Origin of the sequence: Bacteroides caecicola, assembly GCF_023337095.1 — a bacterium.
In the GTDB taxonomy this organism is placed as follows: domain Bacteria; phylum Bacteroidota; class Bacteroidia; order Bacteroidales; family Bacteroidaceae; genus Phocaeicola; species Phocaeicola gallinarum.
In genome coordinates this window covers 65,179-86,326 of sequence record NZ_JAMBLM010000012.1, presented here as the reverse complement: position 1 = coordinate 86,326, position 21,148 = coordinate 65,179, and the positions used below count along the sequence as shown (strand labels likewise).

Annotated in this window: 17 protein-coding genes and 3 pseudogenes; 13 read left to right on the top strand and 7 right to left on the bottom strand. The window is 43.7% G+C overall.

Annotated features, from left to right (window positions below; translation table 11 throughout):
* The first annotated feature begins 35 nt into the window (after positions 1 to 35).
* From M3085_RS11610 to M3085_RS11580, 7 genes are all read left to right on the top strand, one after another.
* Complete coding sequence (locus M3085_RS11610; RefSeq protein WP_249053077.1) at positions 36 to 674, top strand: CatB-related O-acetyltransferase; 639 nt, start codon at positions 36 to 38, stop codon at positions 672 to 674.
* A 1-nt stretch (position 675) separates the two neighbouring features.
* Positions 676 to 1,521, top strand: a complete 846-nt coding sequence (locus M3085_RS11605; RefSeq protein ID WP_249053076.1) for an RteC domain-containing protein — start codon at positions 676 to 678, stop codon at positions 1,519 to 1,521.
* 231 nt (positions 1,522 to 1,752) lie between these two features.
* Positions 1,753 to 2,106, top strand: a complete 354-nt coding sequence (locus M3085_RS11600) for a helix-turn-helix domain-containing protein (protein ID WP_249053075.1) — start codon at positions 1,753 to 1,755, stop codon at positions 2,104 to 2,106.
* Positions 2,069 to 4,114: a bifunctional DNA primase/helicase gene (locus M3085_RS11595; RefSeq protein WP_249053074.1), complete on the top strand. Its 2,046-nt coding sequence runs from the start codon at positions 2,069 to 2,071 to the stop codon at positions 4,112 to 4,114. The genes M3085_RS11600 and M3085_RS11595 overlap by 38 nt, the downstream gene beginning before the upstream one ends.
* Before the next feature lie 18 nt (positions 4,115 to 4,132).
* On the top strand, positions 4,133 to 4,411 hold the full coding sequence (locus tag M3085_RS11590; RefSeq protein ID WP_249053073.1) for a helix-turn-helix domain-containing protein: 279 nt from the start codon (positions 4,133 to 4,135) through the stop codon (positions 4,409 to 4,411).
* 403 nt (positions 4,412 to 4,814) lie between these two features.
* A complete protein-coding gene (locus M3085_RS11585; RefSeq protein ID WP_249053072.1) occupies positions 4,815 to 5,321 on the top strand; it encodes a dihydrofolate reductase family protein in 507 nt (168 codons plus the stop codon).
* 36 nt (positions 5,322 to 5,357) lie between these two features.
* A complete protein-coding gene (locus tag M3085_RS11580; RefSeq protein ID WP_249053071.1) occupies positions 5,358 to 6,044 on the top strand; it encodes a hypothetical protein in 687 nt (228 codons plus the stop codon).
* A gap of 97 nt (positions 6,045 to 6,141) precedes the next feature.
* Here M3085_RS11580 and M3085_RS11575 read toward each other — a convergent pair.
* Together M3085_RS11575 and M3085_RS11570 are read right to left on the bottom strand one after the other, a co-directional pair.
* A pseudogene (locus M3085_RS11575) lies at positions 6,142 to 8,228 on the bottom strand (DNA topoisomerase 3).
* Between the two features lie 26 nt (positions 8,229 to 8,254).
* On the bottom strand, positions 8,255 to 9,577 hold the full coding sequence (locus M3085_RS11570; protein ID WP_249053070.1) for a DUF3945 domain-containing protein: 1,323 nt from the start codon (positions 9,575 to 9,577) through the stop codon (positions 8,255 to 8,257).
* A gap of 461 nt (positions 9,578 to 10,038) precedes the next feature.
* Here M3085_RS11570 and M3085_RS11565 point away from each other — a divergent pair, with 461 nt between their 5' ends.
* The 3 genes from M3085_RS11565 (at position 10,039) to M3085_RS11555 (ending at position 12,474) form a co-directional block, all read left to right on the top strand.
* A complete protein-coding gene (locus tag M3085_RS11565; RefSeq protein WP_249053069.1) occupies positions 10,039 to 10,995 on the top strand; it encodes a hypothetical protein in 957 nt (318 codons plus the stop codon).
* 120 nt (positions 10,996 to 11,115) lie between these two features.
* Positions 11,116 to 11,946 (top strand): macro domain-containing protein, encoded by an 831-nt coding sequence (locus M3085_RS11560; RefSeq protein ID WP_249053068.1) that lies wholly within the window; start codon positions 11,116 to 11,118, stop codon positions 11,944 to 11,946.
* A gap of 6 nt (positions 11,947 to 11,952) precedes the next feature.
* A complete protein-coding gene (locus tag M3085_RS11555; RefSeq protein WP_249053067.1) occupies positions 11,953 to 12,474 on the top strand; it encodes a TIR domain-containing protein in 522 nt (173 codons plus the stop codon).
* A gap of 39 nt (positions 12,475 to 12,513) precedes the next feature.
* On the opposite strand, the gene mobC is transcribed toward M3085_RS11555, so the two are convergent.
* From mobC to mobA, 5 genes and pseudogenes are all read right to left on the bottom strand, one after another.
* Complete coding sequence (gene mobC, locus M3085_RS11550; RefSeq protein ID WP_249053066.1) at positions 12,514 to 14,523, bottom strand: conjugal transfer protein MobC; 2,010 nt, start codon at positions 14,521 to 14,523, stop codon at positions 12,514 to 12,516.
* 17 nt (positions 14,524 to 14,540) lie between these two features.
* Positions 14,541 to 15,455 (bottom strand): annotated as a pseudogene (locus tag M3085_RS11545) (relaxase/mobilization nuclease domain-containing protein); the annotation flags it as partial.
* 113 nt (positions 15,456 to 15,568) lie between these two features.
* Positions 15,569 to 17,374 carry a reverse transcriptase/maturase family protein gene (locus M3085_RS11540; protein ID WP_249053065.1) on the bottom strand — a complete coding sequence of 602 codons (1,806 nt, stop codon included), beginning with the start codon at positions 17,372 to 17,374 and terminating at the stop codon, positions 15,569 to 15,571.
* 641 nt (positions 17,375 to 18,015) lie between these two features.
* Positions 18,016 to 18,336 (bottom strand): annotated as a pseudogene (locus tag M3085_RS11535) (relaxase/mobilization nuclease domain-containing protein); the annotation flags it as partial.
* Positions 18,321 to 18,743, bottom strand: coding sequence for a conjugal transfer protein MobA (gene mobA / locus M3085_RS11530; protein WP_249053064.1), 423 nt, complete (start codon positions 18,741 to 18,743; stop codon positions 18,321 to 18,323). The pseudogene M3085_RS11535 and the gene mobA, both read right to left, overlap by 16 nt.
* A 557-nt stretch (positions 18,744 to 19,300) precedes the next feature.
* Here mobA and M3085_RS11525 point away from each other — a divergent pair.
* The 3 genes from M3085_RS11525 to M3085_RS11515 are packed head-to-tail and all read left to right on the top strand — an operon-like array spanning position 19,301 to position 21,145.
* Entirely contained in the window at positions 19,301 to 20,086 is a 786-nt protein-coding gene (locus tag M3085_RS11525; RefSeq protein WP_249053063.1) for a ParA family protein, read from the top strand.
* A 1-nt stretch (position 20,087) separates the two neighbouring features.
* Positions 20,088 to 20,516 (top strand): DUF3408 domain-containing protein, encoded by a 429-nt coding sequence (locus M3085_RS11520; protein WP_249053062.1) that lies wholly within the window; start codon positions 20,088 to 20,090, stop codon positions 20,514 to 20,516.
* A 2-nt stretch (positions 20,517 to 20,518) separates the two neighbouring features.
* A complete protein-coding gene (locus M3085_RS11515) occupies positions 20,519 to 21,145 on the top strand; it encodes a hypothetical protein (RefSeq protein WP_249053061.1) in 627 nt (208 codons plus the stop codon).
* Positions 21,146 to 21,148 lie beyond the last annotated feature (3 nt).

Here is a 21,148-nt window from a genome sequence, read left to right as displayed (position 1 = left end):
ATCTTAAATATAAACACTATTAAAAACTGAATGTTATGATGAAAAAGATATATCCACGCACAGGCGACACACAGACTGTGTACCTGAATGCGGTTGTAAAAGACCCGTCTATCGAAGTGGGCGACTACACCATCTACAATGATTTCGTATCCGACCCGTTACTTTTCGAGCGGAACAATGTGCTTTATCATTATCCTATTAACCATGAGCGACTGATAATTGGCAAGTTTTGTTCCATTGCCTGCGGTGTGAAATTTCTGTTCAACTGTGCCAACCATACCTTGAAATCCTTATCCACCTATACTTTTCCGCTTTTTTATGAGGATTGGGATTTGGAGAAATCGGATGTGATAACGGCTTGGGATAACAAAGGCGACATCGTGATAGGCAACGATGTATGGATAGGCTATGAAGCATTGATTATGTCTGGCGTTCACATCGGTAACGGGGCGATCATAGCCGCCCGTGCCGTTGTTACGAAAGATGTACCGCCTTATACGATAGTTGGCGGTGTTCCTGCCAGACCGATAAGAAAGCGTTTCGATGAAGAAGTGATACAGAAGCTCGAAACGCTGAAATGGTGGGATTGGTCTGCTGAGAAGATACAGCAATGCTTGCATTATATTGGGAAAGGTGATATAAACGGGGTGTTACAAATGGTTGATAGTATGTAGCATGAAAAGATTTGCGGAAGAAATACTGGCTAAGATTGACGCTGAAATCCAATTAAGGGATTGTGGTGTTGATTCTGCAATGGATAATGCCTTGTATATGGTAAGGTTCATTGCACCTATGTACGAACAACTAAGAGAAATGATTATTAGCTATTCATTTCCGAGTGTAGAAGATGAAATATATTTTTTCAAAGAATTGAAACCGGAAATTCTTAGCAAGTATATCTATTTCAATAAGGTGTACAATATAGAGTTGAAATGCCCAGATGGTAGTAATGACTGCATCCGGGAATATTTGAGTGCAGAATTGGATAAGCTAACGTATTTCTTCCGCAACAATATAGAGTTTTATCAGTATATACGTTCCCAATCAACCCATTTGGATAATTTTTATTTTACTCGAAAACCAATAGGAACTTCAATAATGCCAAGTTTTGAAAGTTTCCAATATGATGCAGACCCATTATTTTCAACCGGATATGACTATAAAACCGCAAAAATACTTTGCAACAAGTATTTGAAAGTTTATTTAGAAAGCAGGATGGTTAAATTAAACAATGCTGAATACAAAACTGAAAGAAGTTCTAAATTTAACTCTGTGTGTTTTACCGGGAAAAAAAATACCTTGATAGAATTGGGCTATGCGCTTGTTTCTTCCGGTGATATAAATCATGGCAACATAGAAATAAAGGAATTTATGGAATACCTTAGTTTCGTGTTCAACATTGATTTGGGCGATTATTATGATGCATATATTGCTATGAAAGAACGAAAAAACAGAACTTCTTATTTGAGCAAGCTGATTGAGAATCTGACAAAGAGAATGAATGAAGATGATGCAAAATAAATAAGTGCTTTTTAATCAGTAAAGTAAAATACCGTGTTTATACCGACACGGTATTTTTTATTTTTACTGAAACAGTCTCAAAAAGGACCTTTTTTATTCTCAACACATAATAAAACTATCTGAAAAATATCCGAAAACCACCGAAAAATATTTTTACCATGACGGCATGAACCATGACTTTTAATCATTTTCATATCCCGAACTTTGCATCAAAATCAATTAGTTAGCAATATGGATGTGATTACGATTGAATCAAAAGCCTATAAGGAGATAGTGGCTAAGATAGATGTGATAGCCAATTATGTGTTTTCACAGGAGGACACGAAAAACGAGGATGAAATCTGGGTGGACAGTTACGAAGTATGCACATTCCTGAAAATCAGCGACCGTACACTGCAACGCCTGCGAGCAGCAGGACTGGTTTCCTATTCCGATATAAAAGGGCATTATTTCTACAAAATCAAGGAAATAAAACGTCTGCTGGAAGAACGCCTGATCAAACGGGACAAGGAATATATAAATGACCTGATAACCAACCATCATCAATATGTTAAAGAAAGAAGAAATACTAAGCCTAACAAATAACGGCTTATCCGTTTTTAAGCATTATTTACCGGGTGAATGGCGAATAGGCAGGCATTTCCTTAATCCCTTATACGAAGATAGAAAAGCATCCTGCAACATCTACTTCGACCGCCATAGCGGTATGTACAAGATGAAAGACTTCGGCAACGATAATTACAGCGGTGACTGCTTTTTCCTCGTGGGACAACTGAAAGGGCTGGACTGTAACCGGGCTTTGGACTTCATCGAGATACTGGAAACCATCGACCGGGACTTGGGGTTGGGCTTATCTTCCGGGACACCAGTTCCTATATCCCAGACTACCGACAAACGTCTTGCGACGAACACACCTGTTGAACCGTCCGAAAAGCCTGTCAAGCCTTACCAGTTCAGGGAACAGAAATTTTCCACCGCAGAAATAGAATACTGGCGGCAGTACGGCATCACTCCCGAAATACTGGAGCATTACAAGGTCTGCTCACTCCGGGAATACAGTAGCGAAACGGCAGAGGGAAAGCCATACACCTACATTTCATCGGCGGCAGAACCGATGTACTGCTACAAGGGCAAACAGTATATCAAGCTGTACCGTCCCTTTTCCACACCCCGTTTCTTATATGGCGGTAGCTTCGGGGAAAACTACTGTTTCGGGTTGGAGCAACTGCCCGCCAAAGGTGACACATTGTTTATTACGAGTGGTGAGAAGGACGTGCTCTCACTGGCAGCACATGGTTTTCATGCCATCTGTTTCAACAGTGAAACGGTAATGATACCGTCCACACTGGTTTATCGACTGACGTTCCGCTTCAAACATATTGTCCTGCTTTTCGACATGGACAAGACAGGCAGGGAGAGTTCAAGCAAACAGGAAAGACTGCTGGGGGAATTTGGCGTGAAACGCCTTTCGCTCCCACTTCCGGGCACAAAAGAGGAAAAGGACATATCGGATTATTTCAAGGCAGGAAACACCCGTGAAGATTTCCTGAAACTGTTTATCAGATTTTTAGACGACCTATATAGCGACACACTGATTATGCTTAAATCATGCGAGATAGACTTCAACAATCCGCCAGTCAAAGCACAGGTCATTATATCGGCGGGCGATGTTCCACTGGGAACACAAGGCAACCTGTTCGGCATCACCGGGGGCGAGGGAACGGGTAAGAGTAATTATGTGGCCGCAATCGTGGCAGGCTGTATCTGCCCGCCAGATACGGAAACAGACACGCTGGGCATACGGATAACCGCTAACGACAGGCACAAGGCGGTTTTGCTCTATGATACCGAACAGTCGGAAGTACAGCTTTTCAAGAACGTAAGTAACCTGCTGGTACGAGCGGGGCAAAAAGAAAAACCAGAAGAACTGAAAGCGTTCTGCCTTACGGGAATGTCCCGAAAGGAGCGGTTAAACGCCATAATACAAAGCATGGATAAGTTTTACTACCAGTATGGCGGCATCCAGTTGGTTGTCATTGACGGCATCGCCGACCTCGTAAAGAGTGCCAACGATGAAGCGGAAAGCGTGGCGGTGATAGATGAACTGTATCGATTGGCGGGTATCTACAACACCTGCATACTTTGTGTACTTCATTTTGTCCCAAACGGACTAAAGCTGCGTGGACATCTGGGAAGCGAACTGCAAAGGAAGGCAGCTACCATCCTGTCAATCGAAAAAGACGATGAACCCACGCAATCGGTAGTGAAAGCCCTGAAAGTAAGGGACGGAAGTCCGCTGGATGTGCCGCTGATGCTTTTCGCATGGGACAAGAAAACCGGGATGCACACGTACCGGGGCGAAAAGCCACGTGAAGAAAAAGAGAAGCGCAAGGAAAGGGAACTGGTGGGTGTAGCCCGTGATATTTTCGGGCGGCAGACACACATAACTTACATAGACCTTTGCGAACAATTACAGCAGGTGCTGGACATCAAGGAACGGACAGCCAAGAACTATATCCGTTTCATGCGGGAGAAAGAAATTATCCTGAAAGACCCGGCAAACCAGAGTTATTTTATGATAGGTCTCATTTAATTTCAATCGGGGTAGCTTATGTATATAGACAATGACAACTTCGTGGCATGGATGGAGCGTATCATGGACAGGCTCGACATGCAGGATAAAAAGATAGACCGTCTAATGAACAGCCATAACTGCCTGAACGGTGAAAAGCTGCTCGACAATCAGGACTTATGCTTTATGCTCAAAGTGAGCGTCAAGACCTTGCAGCGTTACCGGAAGAAAGGCATATTGCCCTATCTCCTGTTGGACGGAAAATATTACTATCGGGCAAGCGACATACACAGACTTATTCGTAAGCGCACGGATTAGACAGTGTTTTTTGTCATCATTCAATTAACCTTGTCCTGCCTTGTTGTGATAACACGGTGGAATTTTTTATTATATGCCATGATTTCTAAATGATTTTCACTACATTTGCAAAAGTAGTACAAGAGAATAGCGGCGATTGAACAGCTTTGACTGTGATTTCGTCTTTATATATAATATTGAAAATTAGCGTTCCGCTGAACGTCCTGATACGAAAACTGGCAAATTTTCAAATTGAGGGGATATTCAGTGCAGGATACGTTATGCAATCGCATAGCGTGGTCTTGCCTGTTTCCTCAAAGGTATTGCCAGTACCACGTATCGAAGCAGTGTAAGAGCCACGCTTCTTTTTTGGGTACAGGCGGACAGTTGAATACGAATATTAAACTGTTAAATACCTGATAGTATGAAACAAATAAAAGCGCACATCGCCGTATCTCTTGACGGATTTATTGCAACCCCAGACCATGAATTGGACTGGATACCACAGTCAGTAAAATCACAGATTGGAAAAGAAATTGCAGCTGCTGATACACTTTTGATAGGAACAAATACTTACACCTACATTTTCGAACATTGGGGAGGATGGCCATATAAAGGAAAGCGTTCTTTTGTTGTGTCCAGCAATGATATTAATGTTACACCAAATTGTGGTGTGGATTTTCTGACAAATAAACCGCTAAATCAGGTATATAAATTAAAACAAGAAAATGATTTATTAGTTATAGGCAGTAGTAAATTACTCACGTCTTTGATAAAAACTAATTTATTAGATTGTTTAACCGTTTATACTGTACCTATTATACTTGGAGAAGGAGTCAGATTTATGTGTGAAACCTTAGATTCCAAATGGAAATTGGATAAATTCTGTATTATGGATGATTTTTTATACTCATCATTTTTAAGGGTTTAATCGATTATCGTATTTTTGCAAAAAAAATAGTAAGTTATGAAATTTCCTAATTGGTTTAAGGTTACTTGGTGGTTAATACTTATTTTAGTATCAGGATATATTTTATGTCATAGAATCAATGAGATTATTAATGGAAACTCTAATCAAACTGATACTGTAATATTTCTTATTTTCATAGCTTTGATGTTAGTCCCTATATTTCCAGAAGTAGATTTATTAGGAATAAAACTAAAACAAAGCTTAGATGATTTGAAAGAATACATAAATGTAAAAGTTGGTGACATTAAGACTGAAATACATTCAAATCACGTTCAGTCTGTATATATACAAAATTATGAAAAGCCTTCTCCAGAAAGTAAATTACGAGATATAGAAGAAAAAATCAAACAAGAAATAACTCCTGAATTAAAACATAATTCAAAAATAGATCTTGATATTCCTGATGCAAATCTTTTATTATTTAAGGTTCGATATAATATAGAAATTGAACTTCGACGTATTTGGGAGAAGTATTACCCCAAATCAAATAAACCTATTCCTTTAATGGAAATTATCAGGACTTTATTAAAAGACAATATATTAAATACTAATATATATAATCCATTAAGAGAAATTTTGGCTATCTGTAATTATGCAATACATGGAGAAAAGGTTAGTGATAATCAAGTGTCTTTCATTAAAGATTATGCGAATGAACTGATTCTATACTTACAGCAGCAATAAAAAATGCGCCCGGTTTTCCTCTGGGCGCAACCACTAAAATTTCAATTATCATAAGCCTTAAAACCCATCACAATGAAATTTCAGCGGTAAAGATAAGTCATTTCTTCGGCTTTCCTTTCTTTTCAGGGAATGAAAAAGCGACATTGAACTGTTCGTCCAGTACTAGCGAAGCATCGAAAACCTTGCCGCTCTTTCCCTTGAAGCCCTTGATTAACCCGGTCTTCCGCTTTGTCACCAGTTCGACAACCTGCTTGTCGGTCAGTTGCTTGTCGCACTTGTTACGGAATATGGTAAGCGTACAGTCCACGTTGGAACATTTCGCCACTTTCGGGTAGAACAGGATGCGTCCGCTGCCACATTTCGGACAGGGACAGGTTTCACCTACGGCAATGGACAGTTGTACGGAAAGCAGTTCCACCGTGATTTGGGCGGCATAGACCTCGATGCCTTTCCTGAATGTGTCGGCATCCATGCAGCCCGCTTCTATCTTGGCAAGGGCGGTTTCCCACATACCCGTCATCTCGACATCGGCAATCTTCTTGTCCTTGACAATCCTGTAAACGGCAAGTCCCTTTTCTGTGGGTATAATATTCCTTTTCTCGCGTACAATGTACTGGCGTGCGAACAGTGTTTCTATAATCGCCGCACGGGTGGCTGGTGTACCTATCCCGGCATCTTTCAGGCTGGCTTTCAACTCGGCATCCTCCAGTTCCCTGCCCGCATTTTCCATTGCGGCAAGCAGGCTGCTTTCCGTATGCAGCGGCTTCGGCTTGGTCTGCTTTTCGAGCAGATCCACGCCGGAGAGCGACAAGGTTTCTCCCTCCTGAAGCTGTGGCAGTCCGGCAGCTTCTCCGTCCTCGCCTGCTTCCTGTTCGTTGAACACAGCCCGCCATCCGGCTTCTTTCATTATCGCCCCTTTTACGGTGAAATCGGTATTTCTGGCGGACAATACAGCGGTGGTAACGTCTTTCACGCATTTGTCCGAAAAGGCTTCCAGCATACGCCCGGCGACCAGTTCATAGACCGCCCTTTCATCTTCGGAAAGTTCATCGGGCAGGTTCTCGGTAACGATTAAGGCATGGTGGTCGGTTACCTTGCCGTCATTCACGCTGCGGCGGTTCAGTGTGTTGCTGTTCAAGCTGGCGGCATATTCGGCAAAGCGGGGGTATTTTTCCAACAGTGCGATGCGCTCCGGCATTTCCTCGAAAACATCCTCCGAAATATAACGGCTTCCGGTTCTCGGATAGGACATCACTTTCTTTTCATACAGGCTTTGCGCTATCGAAAGCGTCTTGTCCGCTGAAAAATTCAGCTTTGTGTTCGCTTCCTTTTGCAGCGTGGTAAGGTCGTACAAAAGGGGCGGTTCTTGGCTGGTTTCTTTCCTCTCAACAGACTTCACCACAAGCTGCCCAGCATCCTTTACCCGTTGCAGGGCGGCTATGGCATCGGACTGCTGTTCCCACTTGTCGGTCGATTGGGCGGTGAAACCTATCCCCCGCTGGTGGTCGCCGCTTTGAGCTGCCAGAACTTGGTCGGGACAAAATTCCTGTTCTCCAAAAAACGGCTGCATATCATCACGAGCGTGGGTGTCTGCACCCTGCCCAACGAGAACACGCCCTGTCCGGCGGCTACGCTCAACGCTTGCGTAGCGTTTATCCCTATCAGCCAGTCGGCTTCACTGCGGGACTTGGCGGAGAGATAGAGGTTATCGTAACGTCCGCCCGGCTGCAAATTGTCCATTCCCTCACGGATAGCCTTGTCGGTAAGGCTGCTTATCCACAGTCGGACAAAAGGCTTGCGGCAGTTCAGGTAATGGAATATATACCTGAAAATTAATTCCCCCTCACGTCCGGCATCGGTGGCGACAATAATCCTGTCACACTGGTCGAACACCTCCTTAATCACTTTCAACTGTTTCAACACGCCGGGGTCTGCCTTGTAGCCTTTCTCGGCTTTCACCTGACGGGGGATTAGCCGGAAATCGGACGGAAGTATGGGCAGGCTCTCCCTACGAAAATTTGTCACGCCATAGGCTTCGGGCATGGCAAGCTGTATCAAGTGCCCGAACGCCCATGTCACCATGTACCCATTGCCAGACAGATACCCGTCATTCCTTTGTGTCGCCCCGATAATCCGGGCGATGTTTTTTGCCACGCTGGGCTTTTCCGCTATCAATGCAATCATAATTCTTCACTTTTTAATGGTAGGTACTACATTTTCATCCCTCTGGACTTCTTGGGCTTATCCGCTTTCAGGCTCTTGTCCTGTGCTTTTTCCTGTTTCTCTTTCTGCTTGGCGGTGGGTTTCTGTTGTCCCTGTTTCAGCGGCTCTTTGGTCTGTTTGGTTGCTTCATCGGTCTTTCCTCCAGAATTGACCGCTACCTGCGTCCGGCTCTCGGAAACGGGGATAACATCTTTCGGCTGCACCTTGCCGGAGGATTTGCCCTGTACTCCGGGCTGCACATGACCGTTGAACTCCACACCCTTGCCGTCCTTTAATCCTGTGATCTGTTGCTGTGTGGGCTGCTGCCCCTGCTGCAAGAACTGGACGGCAGACCTCGGCAGGAACTCCAAGCCACGCTCCACTGCACTGACTTGAAGATAGGCACTGCGTTTCGTCCCGTCCTTGAATTGCAGATTTTCCATCTTGACGGGTTTCCCGGCTTCAAAAGCGGCTTTCTGTTCCGGGCTTACTTTCACGCCACAAACGGTATCGGGACATTTCCACTTGTCAGCCCGCATGTACTCCAGTTCATGGGTGTACCTGTCCCGGCTGACGAACACGGGGATTTGCTCCCCGTTTTTCGGTTTTTTGATTGGGATAATACCGCCCAGATTGCCAGTACCCATCAGGTTGCCTTGTTCCTGCTTAGAAAATTCGTGCCCGTTATACGGGCGTTGAAGCAGCTTTTCATCCATTTGCACGCCGTGCAGCTTAGGTACTACCGTCCCGTCCTTTGCCTGATAGAAAGAGAGCTTGACATCGGTAGGTTTAAGGTAAAATCCGCCTATCGTCCCCGAAACGGTATAGGTGTTGCGAGATTTGTAGCCATGCATCACCCTGTCGAAATCCTTTGTGTTTTTCAACGTGTCGGCAGTAATGCCGACTTTCTTCAAGTCCTCCCAGTTGATTTTAGCCGGGTCGAAACGGTAGTCTTGCCTGCCCCCGTTATTGTCGGGATTCGGAACTCGCAATATTTCCGCCCGTCTGTCGCCCTCCGGCGTGGGGTTGTGGTGGTTGTCCTCGATAGTTTTTGCGTCCTGTTCCGCTTCCGTAGCCTTACTGCGGAACAAAGCCAGTCCTTCCGTGTCCTGATACCTGCGGAAGAAATTGGAAATGAAGTTGCTGAACACATCGCTGTTCCTGTCCACCTGCATAAACTCACCGCTATGGGATTGGGTCGGTTCTACGGTCTGCAAATTGCCCTCGTTGTCGATACCTTTAACGGCACTCACTTTCCCCTGCTGTTTATCCAAGACCAGCAGCACGTCTTTTTCTTGCCCCTCTGCGGGTGGGTTCATTCTGTTTGCCATAAATAATTGGAATTTTAGTAGTTACGGGATTATTCCCGTCCAAAGGTAACGACTAAATATGCTATATTTTGACAGGCGGCAATGAGTGTCCCGATTTGTCCTATAATGTCTGAATTTGTCTGGGCGGTGTAACACTTCAACTAACAGATAGAATGTTTTCTATTCTGAAATATCTACACTAATATTTCAAAAACTATAAACCTGCTTCAACTAAAGAACTCGAATCTTTAGCGAAAAAATTCACCACGTATCAGCAAAGACAAAATAATAACAGTTAAAATATATTACACATGAAAATATTAGTAAAGTACAAGTAAACTTACATCATTAAACAGCATAAAAAAATCATGTTTAGATAATATTCTAACGCCAAATTATTAAATATGGTTAAAATAAATTCTAGATAATGTACATAAGAAATTATTAATTATATTAGTTTTGTATAATTAATAATCGATACTATGCAATGTTTTATAATTATGCCTTTTAAAAAGGAATTTGATCAAATATATAATATATATGTGGAGATTTGCCAATCAAAAAAAATTGAAGCGAAACGAATTGATTCCTATGGTAAAGCTGATATAATACAACAAATATTTGAAAATCTAAAAGAAACAGATATTATTATTGTTGACATTTCTACTTATAATCCAAATGTCTTTTATGAATTAGGTTATTATCATGGATATCACAAATTTACGAATAATATTATCTTAACATTAAAAGAAACTATACAAGATCATAAAATTCCTTTTGATATACATGGGTTAGAAACATTGAGCTATAACGATATTGAAAAGTTTAAAGAAAAAATTAATTTAAAACTTGAATACCTTATTAACCCACAAAATGAACCTTATAGTTGCGTTAAATGGTTTTACAAATGCATTTCTACGGATAATTATAATGATGCCTGGAAAGCATTATCAAATGATTTTAAGAGAAGACGTTTTAACAAATCTATAAAATTATTCAAGTCAGGATACAAATCACACAGCATTCTTAAATTAAACATTGATGAATATATATCAGGTGATAAGATTGTAAAATATTATGTTTCTTATATTTCAGAATCACAAGTACCTGATATAAAACAGTTTCCCGATATAAGAAACAAAACCATTAAAGATTTACCAAAAATCTGCGATGAAATCAAAATAATTCAACAAGAAATCACAAAGAAAGGACTTGATTATAAGGCCTTGGACGATATGACTCTCAGAGAGGTTACATCAAAAAACTGTAATGACATTTTTATATTCTATTTAAAAAGAAAATGTCAAAGTAAGCTTCTTAAAAAGAAGATATCAAGTTTTTACGATGGGACAAAATTAGTTAGTCTACATAACGGATATATTGTTACAGTTTGTAAAAAGAAGAAACAGTGGTATATAAGTAGTATTATGCCAATTTAAATAAATCCAAATTTATTATATATATCAGTCATGAATTATTAAAATTGGATTGAAATTTTTAAAATATTTAGTAATTAGATAGGATTGAAGAACTTTTTTGTTTTACTCAAATAAATATAAATGATGATAAAATGTTTTTGGAATAATTTTATTGCAGCACTTGCAGCATTGTCGTCTGTAGCAACATTAGTGGCATTTATTTATAAGTGGGAAAATGATTTAACTATCTGTGAAACTATAATAGGTGGTATTATTATTCTGCTTTTATGTGGAGGATATGGACTATACCAAATCAAAAGAAAGAAAAAAATAGAATTACAATTAGGCCCCCAGTTTATAGTCACAATAAAAGAAGGTGACCTTTTAACATGTGAAGGAGTTATTGTTATTCCTGTGAATGAATATTTTGATACGATTGTTGATGATGTTATAATTGCCAAGAATACGGTGCATGGGAAATTTATAAATCAATTTTTTAGTGATAGAATAAATGAATTGGATCAAAAAATCGAAGACTCTTTAAACAGTGTAAATTTTTCAATAAATAATAATAGAAAGAATGGAGGAAAAACAAAAAAATATCCATTAGGTACATGTGCTAAAATTCGAGACGGGAAAAATTGTTATATACTATTAGCAATGACCCACTTTGATGAAGAAGATCATGCTTATATAGATACACATGAATTTAAGGACGTTATTTATGAGTTAAGTAATTATATTAATAAACATGCAAACAGTCGACCTGTTTATATGCCATTGATGGGGACTGGACAAAGTGGAATAAAGAAACCAGCTCAGAGGGTATTGTTATTCATTTTGACTTGTTTGGAATTCATGAACTCAAATGCTCTGCCTAAAGGATTGAATATTATTATCTATTCAGGAACAATGAAAAAAATAAATCTTAATCTGATAGAAGATTATTATAATAACAAACTTTTAAATTAAAAGATTATGTCTTACAGAAATGGTACTTATGTTGCATTTGATGGCCAAGGAGAAGTTTGTCCTGCTAATAGTGATTACAAATATTTTAACACATTAAAAATGTGGCAAAATTCTAATCGAATAGATTTTAATTTTGTTAATAGCCATGAAAAAACATATGGAGTTAGAGATTCTAGTAGTGAGACTACTTTAAAAAGTAGATTAAGAGAAAGAATGCGTAACTCAAAAAATATATTGGTTATAGTTTCGGATGATACCAATTATGATAGAGGTTTATTAAATTGGGAAATAGAAACTGCTGTTAAAGATTACAATTTACCTATTATTGTTGCATATACTGGGGAAACATCATTTAGCTATCTAACAGATAGACTTATTCAAAAATTACCTAAGAAATTAAGAGAATATGTAATATTTAATACAGCTAAAATTGTCCATATACCTTTTATTAAGGATAAAATAAAAGGTACAATATCTTATTATAGTGTTATTGGTAATAAACCTTTAAATTCAAGAACTGTTTATTAGTTATTACTACATTGAAAAATGATTAGTTAAACAAATATGCTAATCATTTTTTAGTAATAAATACTGAAGTTTTGAGTCATTCTTGATACGGGTTATCTCGTCCTCGACAATCTGCCGGACTTCCTGACGGATGCGTTCGTAGTTGGCTTGTATTTCCTCCTGCATACGGTCGTTGCCGTCCTTGTCGGTAAAGTCGATAATCTGCGGCAGCTTCACGTAACGGGCAGTTTCCCGTTTCACTTTCTCGTTGTCCACCACGATTTCACAGTGGAAAATCTTCTGTTCTATCCGTTCATCGAAGTTGTCCGCCACCGCCCCCACGAACATGCCTTGCGTGAGGTTGGATATTTTGCTGGCAGGTATCAGGCTGTCCATCTGGGTGCTTATCGAGGTGGACTTCTCCCGCTGGTTGATTGTCATGCTCTGCCGTTTCTGCAACACCTTCCCGAAACGCTCCGACAGGATTTTTGCCGTTTCCCCGACCACCTGACCGCTGAACACGTTGCCTACCGTATTTTGTATCACACGGCTTTCCTTGTCCCCGTAGTCACGGGTAAGCTGGCTGTAATCCTGAAAGCCCAGCAGAACCGCCACCTTGTTGCTTCGGGCGGTCGCAATCAGGTTGTCAAGACCACGAAAATAAATCGTGGGCAATTCATCTATTATCACCGAACTTTTAAGCTGACCTTTCTTGTTTATCAGCTTCACTATTCTACTGTTATACAGTCCCAATGCCGCCGAATAGATGTTCTGGCGGTCGGGATTGTTGCCGACAACCAGTATTTTAGGCTCTTTCGGGTTGTTTATATCCAGCGAGAAATCATCGCCCGTCATTACCCAGTAAAGTGCCGGGCTTATCATACGTGAAAGCGGTATTTTGGCACTCGCTATCTGCCCCTGCAACTGCTCTTGGGCATCGGATTCCCAAGCGTCCACGAACGGGGAAAGATAATTTTCCAGTTCGGGATAGCTACGCAAAATCGTGAACACATCGGCGTATTTCTTGTTCAACAGTTCAATGGCATGGGGAAACGTGCAATACCTGCCGCCCTGATAGATGCGCAAATACCAAATGATAGCCGCCAAAAGGATAATCGGGCTTTCCACGAAGAAGTCGCCCTGCTTGGTTATCCAACTGCGATTGAGGTTGAGCATTATCGTGTAGCTGGCTTCGTAAGCGTCCGCTATGTCCGACATGAAGCTGGCGTTTATCGGGTTGCACCGGTGGCTCCTGCGTGGGTCGTCAAAATTGATAATGTAAAACTTGGGCTTGACCTTATAGCCGTCCAAATGCGTGAGCAAATGATTATATGCTATTTCCGACAGGTCGGGAAACTTATAATCATAACAGTAGAGTGCAAAACCCTTCTCAATTTGCTGTTTTATGTAATTGTTTACCACTGCGTATGACTTTCCGCTTCCCGGCGTACCCAGCACAAGGCTGGCACGGAACGGGTTCACCACATTTATCCACCCGTTGTTCCATTTCTTCTTATAATAGAAACGTGTGGGCAGGTTTATCGAATACTCGTTCTCGATAAGCCGGGTTTCCTGCTGGAAACTCTCGTTCTCGGTGTTAAAGACATCATCCATAAGGTTGTTCTTCAACAGGCGGGACATCCATGTACCCGCCATGAGCAGGCATATATAGCCCGCAGACAGCGTGGCGATGTAAAATGCCGTGTCCGCCGTATGCGGCAAGGGTAGTTCCAGCAGCCACCAGTTCAGGAAAAACAGGACGAAGCCCACCGCAAGGCAGCAATGTATTTTCGTCCAAGTTATCTTCTCGTTCTTTACCCCCTTTGTCCCGATGCACGACAGGGCGAGAAACACCACCGCAAAAAGTTTCGTCCACAGCATGGACGAGAACAGCCCGGTGGTACGCTGGAAGTTCCACAAAATCTTGTCAATCACCTCAAAGGTTACTCCCCATCCTTTCAGGCTGGAGTAACAGAACCAGTACACGTTTATTCCCACGAATAAAATACTGATTGCCCGCATAAAGTCCATGACCCTTGCAAGCCCCCTCAAATCATCTTCCTGTTGCATAGTCGTATGTTTTTAAGTTATTCGATGCGTTTTGTGCGCTTCTTTTTCTTCTTTCTCTTTTGCCCAGCGGTGTCCTGCGGCGGTTCTTCTCCTATGGAAGATCCGCCGAACAACCCGACCAGTCCGCTGACCGGAAGCCGTGCCGCCATATGCGGCTGCTGCGTGAAGTCCTGCCCTTGTCCCCGCTGCGGAGCAACGTTTTCGGTCTGTCCCGTTTGGACATCCGAATACAGGTCATTGAACACGTTCGCCGAAAACTCCTTGCCCAAACGTGAACCGTTCAATACCACCCGGCTGTCGTGGTCGATGAACGTAACGCCATAGATGCGCCCGCTGTCGTTCTGCCGGAACACCACTTCAATGCCCTGCCGTTTCAGTTCCTGTTCAAACTTTTGTCGGTTACGGGCGGTCTGCATGGCTGCGGCGACAATCTTCCGGGTACGCTCTTTCAGCTTCCCGTCCTTAATCGTTTTGCCAGACTTTTCCATCCTGCACAGCACCGCTTCGTAGCCTACCGACTTGCCGATGCGGGATGCCTTTACCGGGTTACCCACCTTTTCGCCCTTATCGTCCGTGGCGGAATAGACAATGCCCTGATAGGGTCTGCCGTTTATTTCCCCCTTGACTTCCTCGGCGCACACGTTGCAGGTAGCAAGCAACACCCTGTACTCCCCGAACGACTGGAAGCGGTAGCCGTAACAAGCCGCTTTCACGGTATTGCCAATCTGGTGCTTCACGTCCCCGGCTGCGTAATCGACCTTTTTAAGTTCGGGGCGTTCGGCACGCTCCTTTCTCTCCGCCGGATGCAGGTTGTATTTCCGTTCTAGTTCACGGGTAATCTGCTTGCTTCTCCGGTGCTCGAACCTGTCATTCAGCGGCTTGCCGTTTTCGTCCACCCGTAAGCCCACGATGTGGATATGGTGGCGGTCGATGTGTAGGCTCGACACAGGGCGCCATACCATATTCCTATGGCTGGTTTCCCCATGTCTGCCCCCGAACCATACGTACATGTTCCCATGTATATGGCTCTCCGTTAGTAAGCACTCTATTGCTCTGCTTCTTTGATTTTTGCAAAACATTCTTCGCATACAGCAATGGTTTTACGATTCATAAGTAGCATCTGTTTTCCCCACGGTGTATTCTTATTGGCGGATTTGAGTGTTCTGATATGGTGCATTACCAAAGGACCTTTTCCTCCACACACTTCACATACATTATTTCTCAAGCGTTCTGCGAGAGAGCGTTTGGGATAATGGGTGAATAGAATGTTATCGCAGGTTTCATGGAATCCTACTGTTTTGCGTTTAAAGCCATCATGGTAAAGGATTCTTTGCTTCTCGTTCCCTTTAGAGTCTTTATAGGGAATAGAGAACACTTTGTCCTTAGTGTATTTCCTTATTATCTTTCGGAGCGAACTGTTGTACTTTCGCGCCAAAGTCTTATAAAGGCTATACTTCATGATGTAACCAAAGTCTGCGCATGTTGCCGAGACATTATTGGCTATGCAGTAGTAATTATAGAATCCTCTGATTTCAAGGTTGTATTTGGCTACCATTTTGTCGGCATCCATTCCTGTCAGTGCCGTTCTTATCTTAGGTCTCCAAATAACTTTACCATCCTTTTGTGTAAAACGAATAGTTCCAAGATTTTGAAGTTTTTCTTTAACCGTTTCGGATGATAAATTCAGCATTACCTTTCCTTTGAAGTCTCTCTTCAGCGCACCTTTTCGGTTACGCTTGCGTACATTCAATGAGCGGACGGTAATACGAAATCCGAGGAATTTAGCCTCTTCCTGTGCATGGGTAATCAATGTCTTTTCGGTTGAAAGTTCAAGTTTTAGGCGTTCACGCATGAATGCGGCAATGTCCGTTTTAATATTTTCACTTTCTGATTTTGAGCCAATTACCCCTACAAGGAAGTCGTCAGCATACCTAATGTATTTAAGGCGACGAAAATTCTCATCCATTTCGTCACTGCATGACATCGCTAACTTTTCTTCCTGCATTCTCTTTAATTTGTCCAGCAATTGGGATTTTACGGATTTGTCCGTTTCTTCCCTCCATTTTTTGCGCAGACTTACAGTTCTGGCGTTCAGACTATTGTACTCTTTTCTCGTTCTCCGTTTTTCTCCCTTGTCAAAAGCCTGTGCATACTCTTTCATATACTTATCGAATTGGTCAAGGTATATGTTTGCCAGTATAGGACTGACAATGCCACCTTGTGGAGTTCCTGAATAAGTACGATTGTATTTCCAATTTTCAACATAACCTGCCTTTAGGAATTTCCATACAAGACGCAGAAAGCGTTCATCTGCAATTCGCTTACGCAAGACTTCTATGAGTGTCGGATGGTCTATGTTGTCGAAAAATCCTTTAATGTCTCCCTCAATAAACCATTTTACGCCCGTAAATGTCCGTTGTATGCTTGTCAGTGCTGTGTGACAACTTCTGCGTGGTCGGAAGCCGTGTGATGAATCCTCAAAATGACCTTCGTAGATTGCTTCAAGAATCATTCTTACGGCTTCCTGTACTAACTTATCCTCGAAAGAGGGGATGCCCAAAGGACGTTTCTTCCCGTTCTTTTTGGGTATATATACCCTCCTTGCAGGTTTGGGGTGATAGCTCTCATTCTTGAGACTGTCAATCAGTTTACCTATTCGTTGGAGTGTTGTGCCGTCTATGGTTTTCCCGTCCGTTCCTGCGGTCATGTTCCCCGGTTTGGACTTTATTTTCTCATAAGCAAGCATAAACAGTTCTTCATTGAACAGGATACGGTAGATACGCTCATACTTGTAGTCCTTGTCCTTACTGTGTGAGCATAGAGTGTTCAATATGACTTCTGGATTTCTCATACGTCTCTCACGTTATCCTTTAGTCATATTGAAGATACCAACTGTGTCCCTTTGCCATGTACAAGGCTTTCCCTTGCTCAGACTACTATGGACACTCCGTTGCCTTGTCGAATATTCAGAGCCGTTGCTCATAGCCGTGTTACGGCATTTCGATTTAGGCAATCTCCGTTTAGCACACATGATAACTATTGGCGCAACAGACTGTCGGATGCGACTTTCATCCTTATCTCCGCTTATTGCGGTTATGCCATGACAAGTTCCTGCCATGCCCATACGAAGAACTGGGCTTGGTGTCATGGTATGGCGTAAATAGCTGTCTTCCGCCATAGTCACAAGTTCGACCATTGGATTATCATTCAACCAATCAGGCTTCATCCTCATGTCTGTCTTTTTCCCTTGCAATTCAGTAGCAGCATGACAGTTAGCTGACTTATCGCTTTTCCGAAGTGCTATGTTCCCCCTAAAGATTTCTCCGCAGGGTAAGTCGGATGGGAATAGGTTGTATAACATACTCGTTTTTTGATGTCTATAAATCCGCTTTTGCGTCTTTATAGGGGTTAAACTTATTGTGTTATTCGGAACACTAACCTAATCTCTTGCCAAAGAGATATTTATCATGCGACCTTTACGGACGCACCCTCGTGTTTATAGACCAAATAAGGCTGGTCGCCATAGCCCAACTTCCGCATATACTCCTGTGCGATGTCGGAAAGTTGGCTGTCCGAAAGCACGTCTTCCGGGTGCGGGTTTATGGAAATGTGCAATATCGGCTTCTTGGTGGACAAATGGACGGGCATCTGCATTTCAAAGCTGCGCATACACCCGCCGATGCTGGAATGCCCGTCCTCGTCCAACAGCATTTTATTGGAGAAAAGCACCTTTGCTTCCCCGTTGTCCACCTTTTCCTGATTGTATGCCAGTGCGCCGAACATGGAACTTCCCGTACTTATTTTAGCAACCATAGTTCCCTGCACTCGTTTGTCAGGTCGATAACCTGACGGTTCAACATAGCCAGTTCGGTAGTCTCTTTCTCCAGTTTATAGAGAAAAGCCAGTGCCTTTTTCTCCGAAAAGTTACTATTTAGAGCCTTTACCACTTGGTTGTAATTGACCGCTACCGCTCTGAATTGTGCATAAAATTCGGTCAGTCGGGCACAATACTCGACCGCCGACTTGTCCACTTTCACCACCCGGAACGGCTCGCCGAAGATACGTGCGACGATGAAACGGGACTTGCTCGAAACGCCCGACTGCTCCCACTGCGAGAGGAAGCGGGCGTTCTCCCGGTCGTTCAGGTAAAGGACATGGCGATGTTTCGCCGGGTCTTGGAGGGCGGGGCGACCGCCCTTGCTGTTTTTCCTTGTTTCCATACTTCCTTGAATTAAAAAATCACGACTTCGGAGTGGTTTTTACCCCACAAGGGGCAAGGCGTTTTCAGGCACGGAAAACGGTTTCGTGTGCCACGAAACACACCTTGCTATTTTCTGGCGAAAATCGAAAATCCGTCCGGGACGGATTGGGGTCTGCATCAGGCGGCAAGCCCTGCCGTCCACCAGCACCGTTACACGTCTTTACCCCTTGCGGCTCGTTACTCCGCTGCAAAGTAACGGTGATTTATAATGCTGTAAAATAGGCAGTTGGTGGACAAAATGGGACACGAAAGGACAAATCGGGACACATCTAAAAACGGACGTTTTTTCTCCTTTTATTTGCATAAGATTTCAAGATTGAAAGCAAGATTGAAAGACACATTTCAATCAGGCAAGAACGGTTGAAAGCAGGATTTCAAGAAAACGTGATTGCTGGATTTCAAGAAAGAATGAAAGCAGGAAAGCAAGATTGAAATAAAGCAGTCTTTCCATATTTCAAGCCTGCAATATGGAAAGCCCGAATGATTGGAAGCAATAAACAAATATATCAACCAATAATGAACGGAAGCAATATGGAAAACGAGAAAACACCCCTTTATGTCGCCTTTTCCACTCAGAAGGGCGGGGGCGGTAAAACCACATTTACCGTGCTTGCGGCGAGTTATCTCTATTACCTCAAAGGCTACGATGTGGCGGTAGTCGATTGCGACTACCCGCAACACTCCATTGCCGGGATGCGCAAGCGTGATGCCGAACAGGTCGGGGCGGACGAGGATTACAAGCGCATGGCGTATGAACAGTTCACCCGTCTGGGGAAGAAAGCCTACCCGGTGCTGTGCAGTTCGCCCGAAAAGGCGATAGCCACCGCTGACGGATATACGGCAGAAGCCGGACACGTGCCGGACATCGTGTTTTTTGACCTGCCGGGCACGGTGAACAGCGAGGGCGTAATAAACTCCCTTGCGGGCATGGACTATATTTTTACCCCGATTTCCGCCGATAAGGTGGTTCTTGAAAGCAGCCTGTCGTTTGCGGTGGCTATCCAAAAGCTGCTGGTGAGGAATGAAGCCTGCCGACTTGCCGGGCTGTACCTCTTCTGGAACATGGTGGACGGTCGGGAGAAAACCGACCTCTATGCCGCCTATGACAAGACGATAAAGGAACTGGAACTGCCGCTGATGAAAACCTTTATCCCTGACACCAAACGCTACAAAAAAGAACTGATGACGGACAGGAAGGCGATGTTCCGCTCCACGCTCTTTCCCGCCAGCCGCCCGCTGGTAAGGGGCAGCAACTTGGAAGAACTGATAACAGAAATGATGTATTACATTAAATTACAATGATATGGCATGGCAAAACGGCACTCAGCCGAAAATAGACGAGGATTTCATGCGGGAACTTATCTCGCAGGGTGTCCCCGCCAAGCAGGACAAGCAGCCGGAGAACATACCGAACCCCGGCAGCGAAACGGGCATCACCCAAGAGGGACAACAAACGGAAACGGTACGGATGGAGAAACCGACACCTCGCAGGCGCAAGGGTTGTACGGGCGACTACCGGGAAACCTACTTCCAGAAAGTGGAACTGGCAGACCGACAACCCTTGTACGTGAGCCGAGCCACCCACGAGAAACTGATGCGTATCGTGACGGTGATAGGCGGGCGCAAGGTGACGGTAAGCAGCTACGTGGAAAATATTCTGCTGCGGCACTTCGAACAGTACCAAGACGAGATAAACGCCTTGTACGAAAGCCACTTCCAAAAGCCTGTCTGACTATGGTAACCTATTGCATACTTACCGGGCTTCTGGTGTACTATATCGCCCTGTGGCTGTGGTATCGCCATGCGGACAACAGGTGTTCCGAAAAGGGAACAAATGATAAAACCGTTCCCGAAAGTCAGGCGGACGGCTACACGCTGATAGGCGAGAGCCGCTACAAGGGTGGACTAATCGGGACAGTGCAGGACAAATCGGGACACCTCCTGCAAGCGGCTGAAAATGATACTATTTTTGCGGCACAAGCTGCCGGACAACCGGACGAAACACCCGACTACGGGGATGACGAACCCGATTACGAGGACGAAGAAATATCCGGGTACATGGACGGGGACGATGATACGGGCAGGGCTGCGGGCGTGAGCTTTGAGGAACTGGGCGAAGCGGTACGCACGGCGAACGCCGACAACTCCACCGAAGCGGAACAGCGGCAAGCCGCCGTGACGCTGGCTCGGATTGAGGGGACGAACCTCTACGATGCGGTAGTGGAGAACATCAACGGCGGGCTGGCAAAGGTGGCGGAACTGCTGGGACGCAACGAAGCGGAACTGGCTGCGGCTGCTCCCGCCGGAACTGGCAATACCAGCGGGGAATACGAAGCGTTCGACATGAACGAGTATCTGTAACAT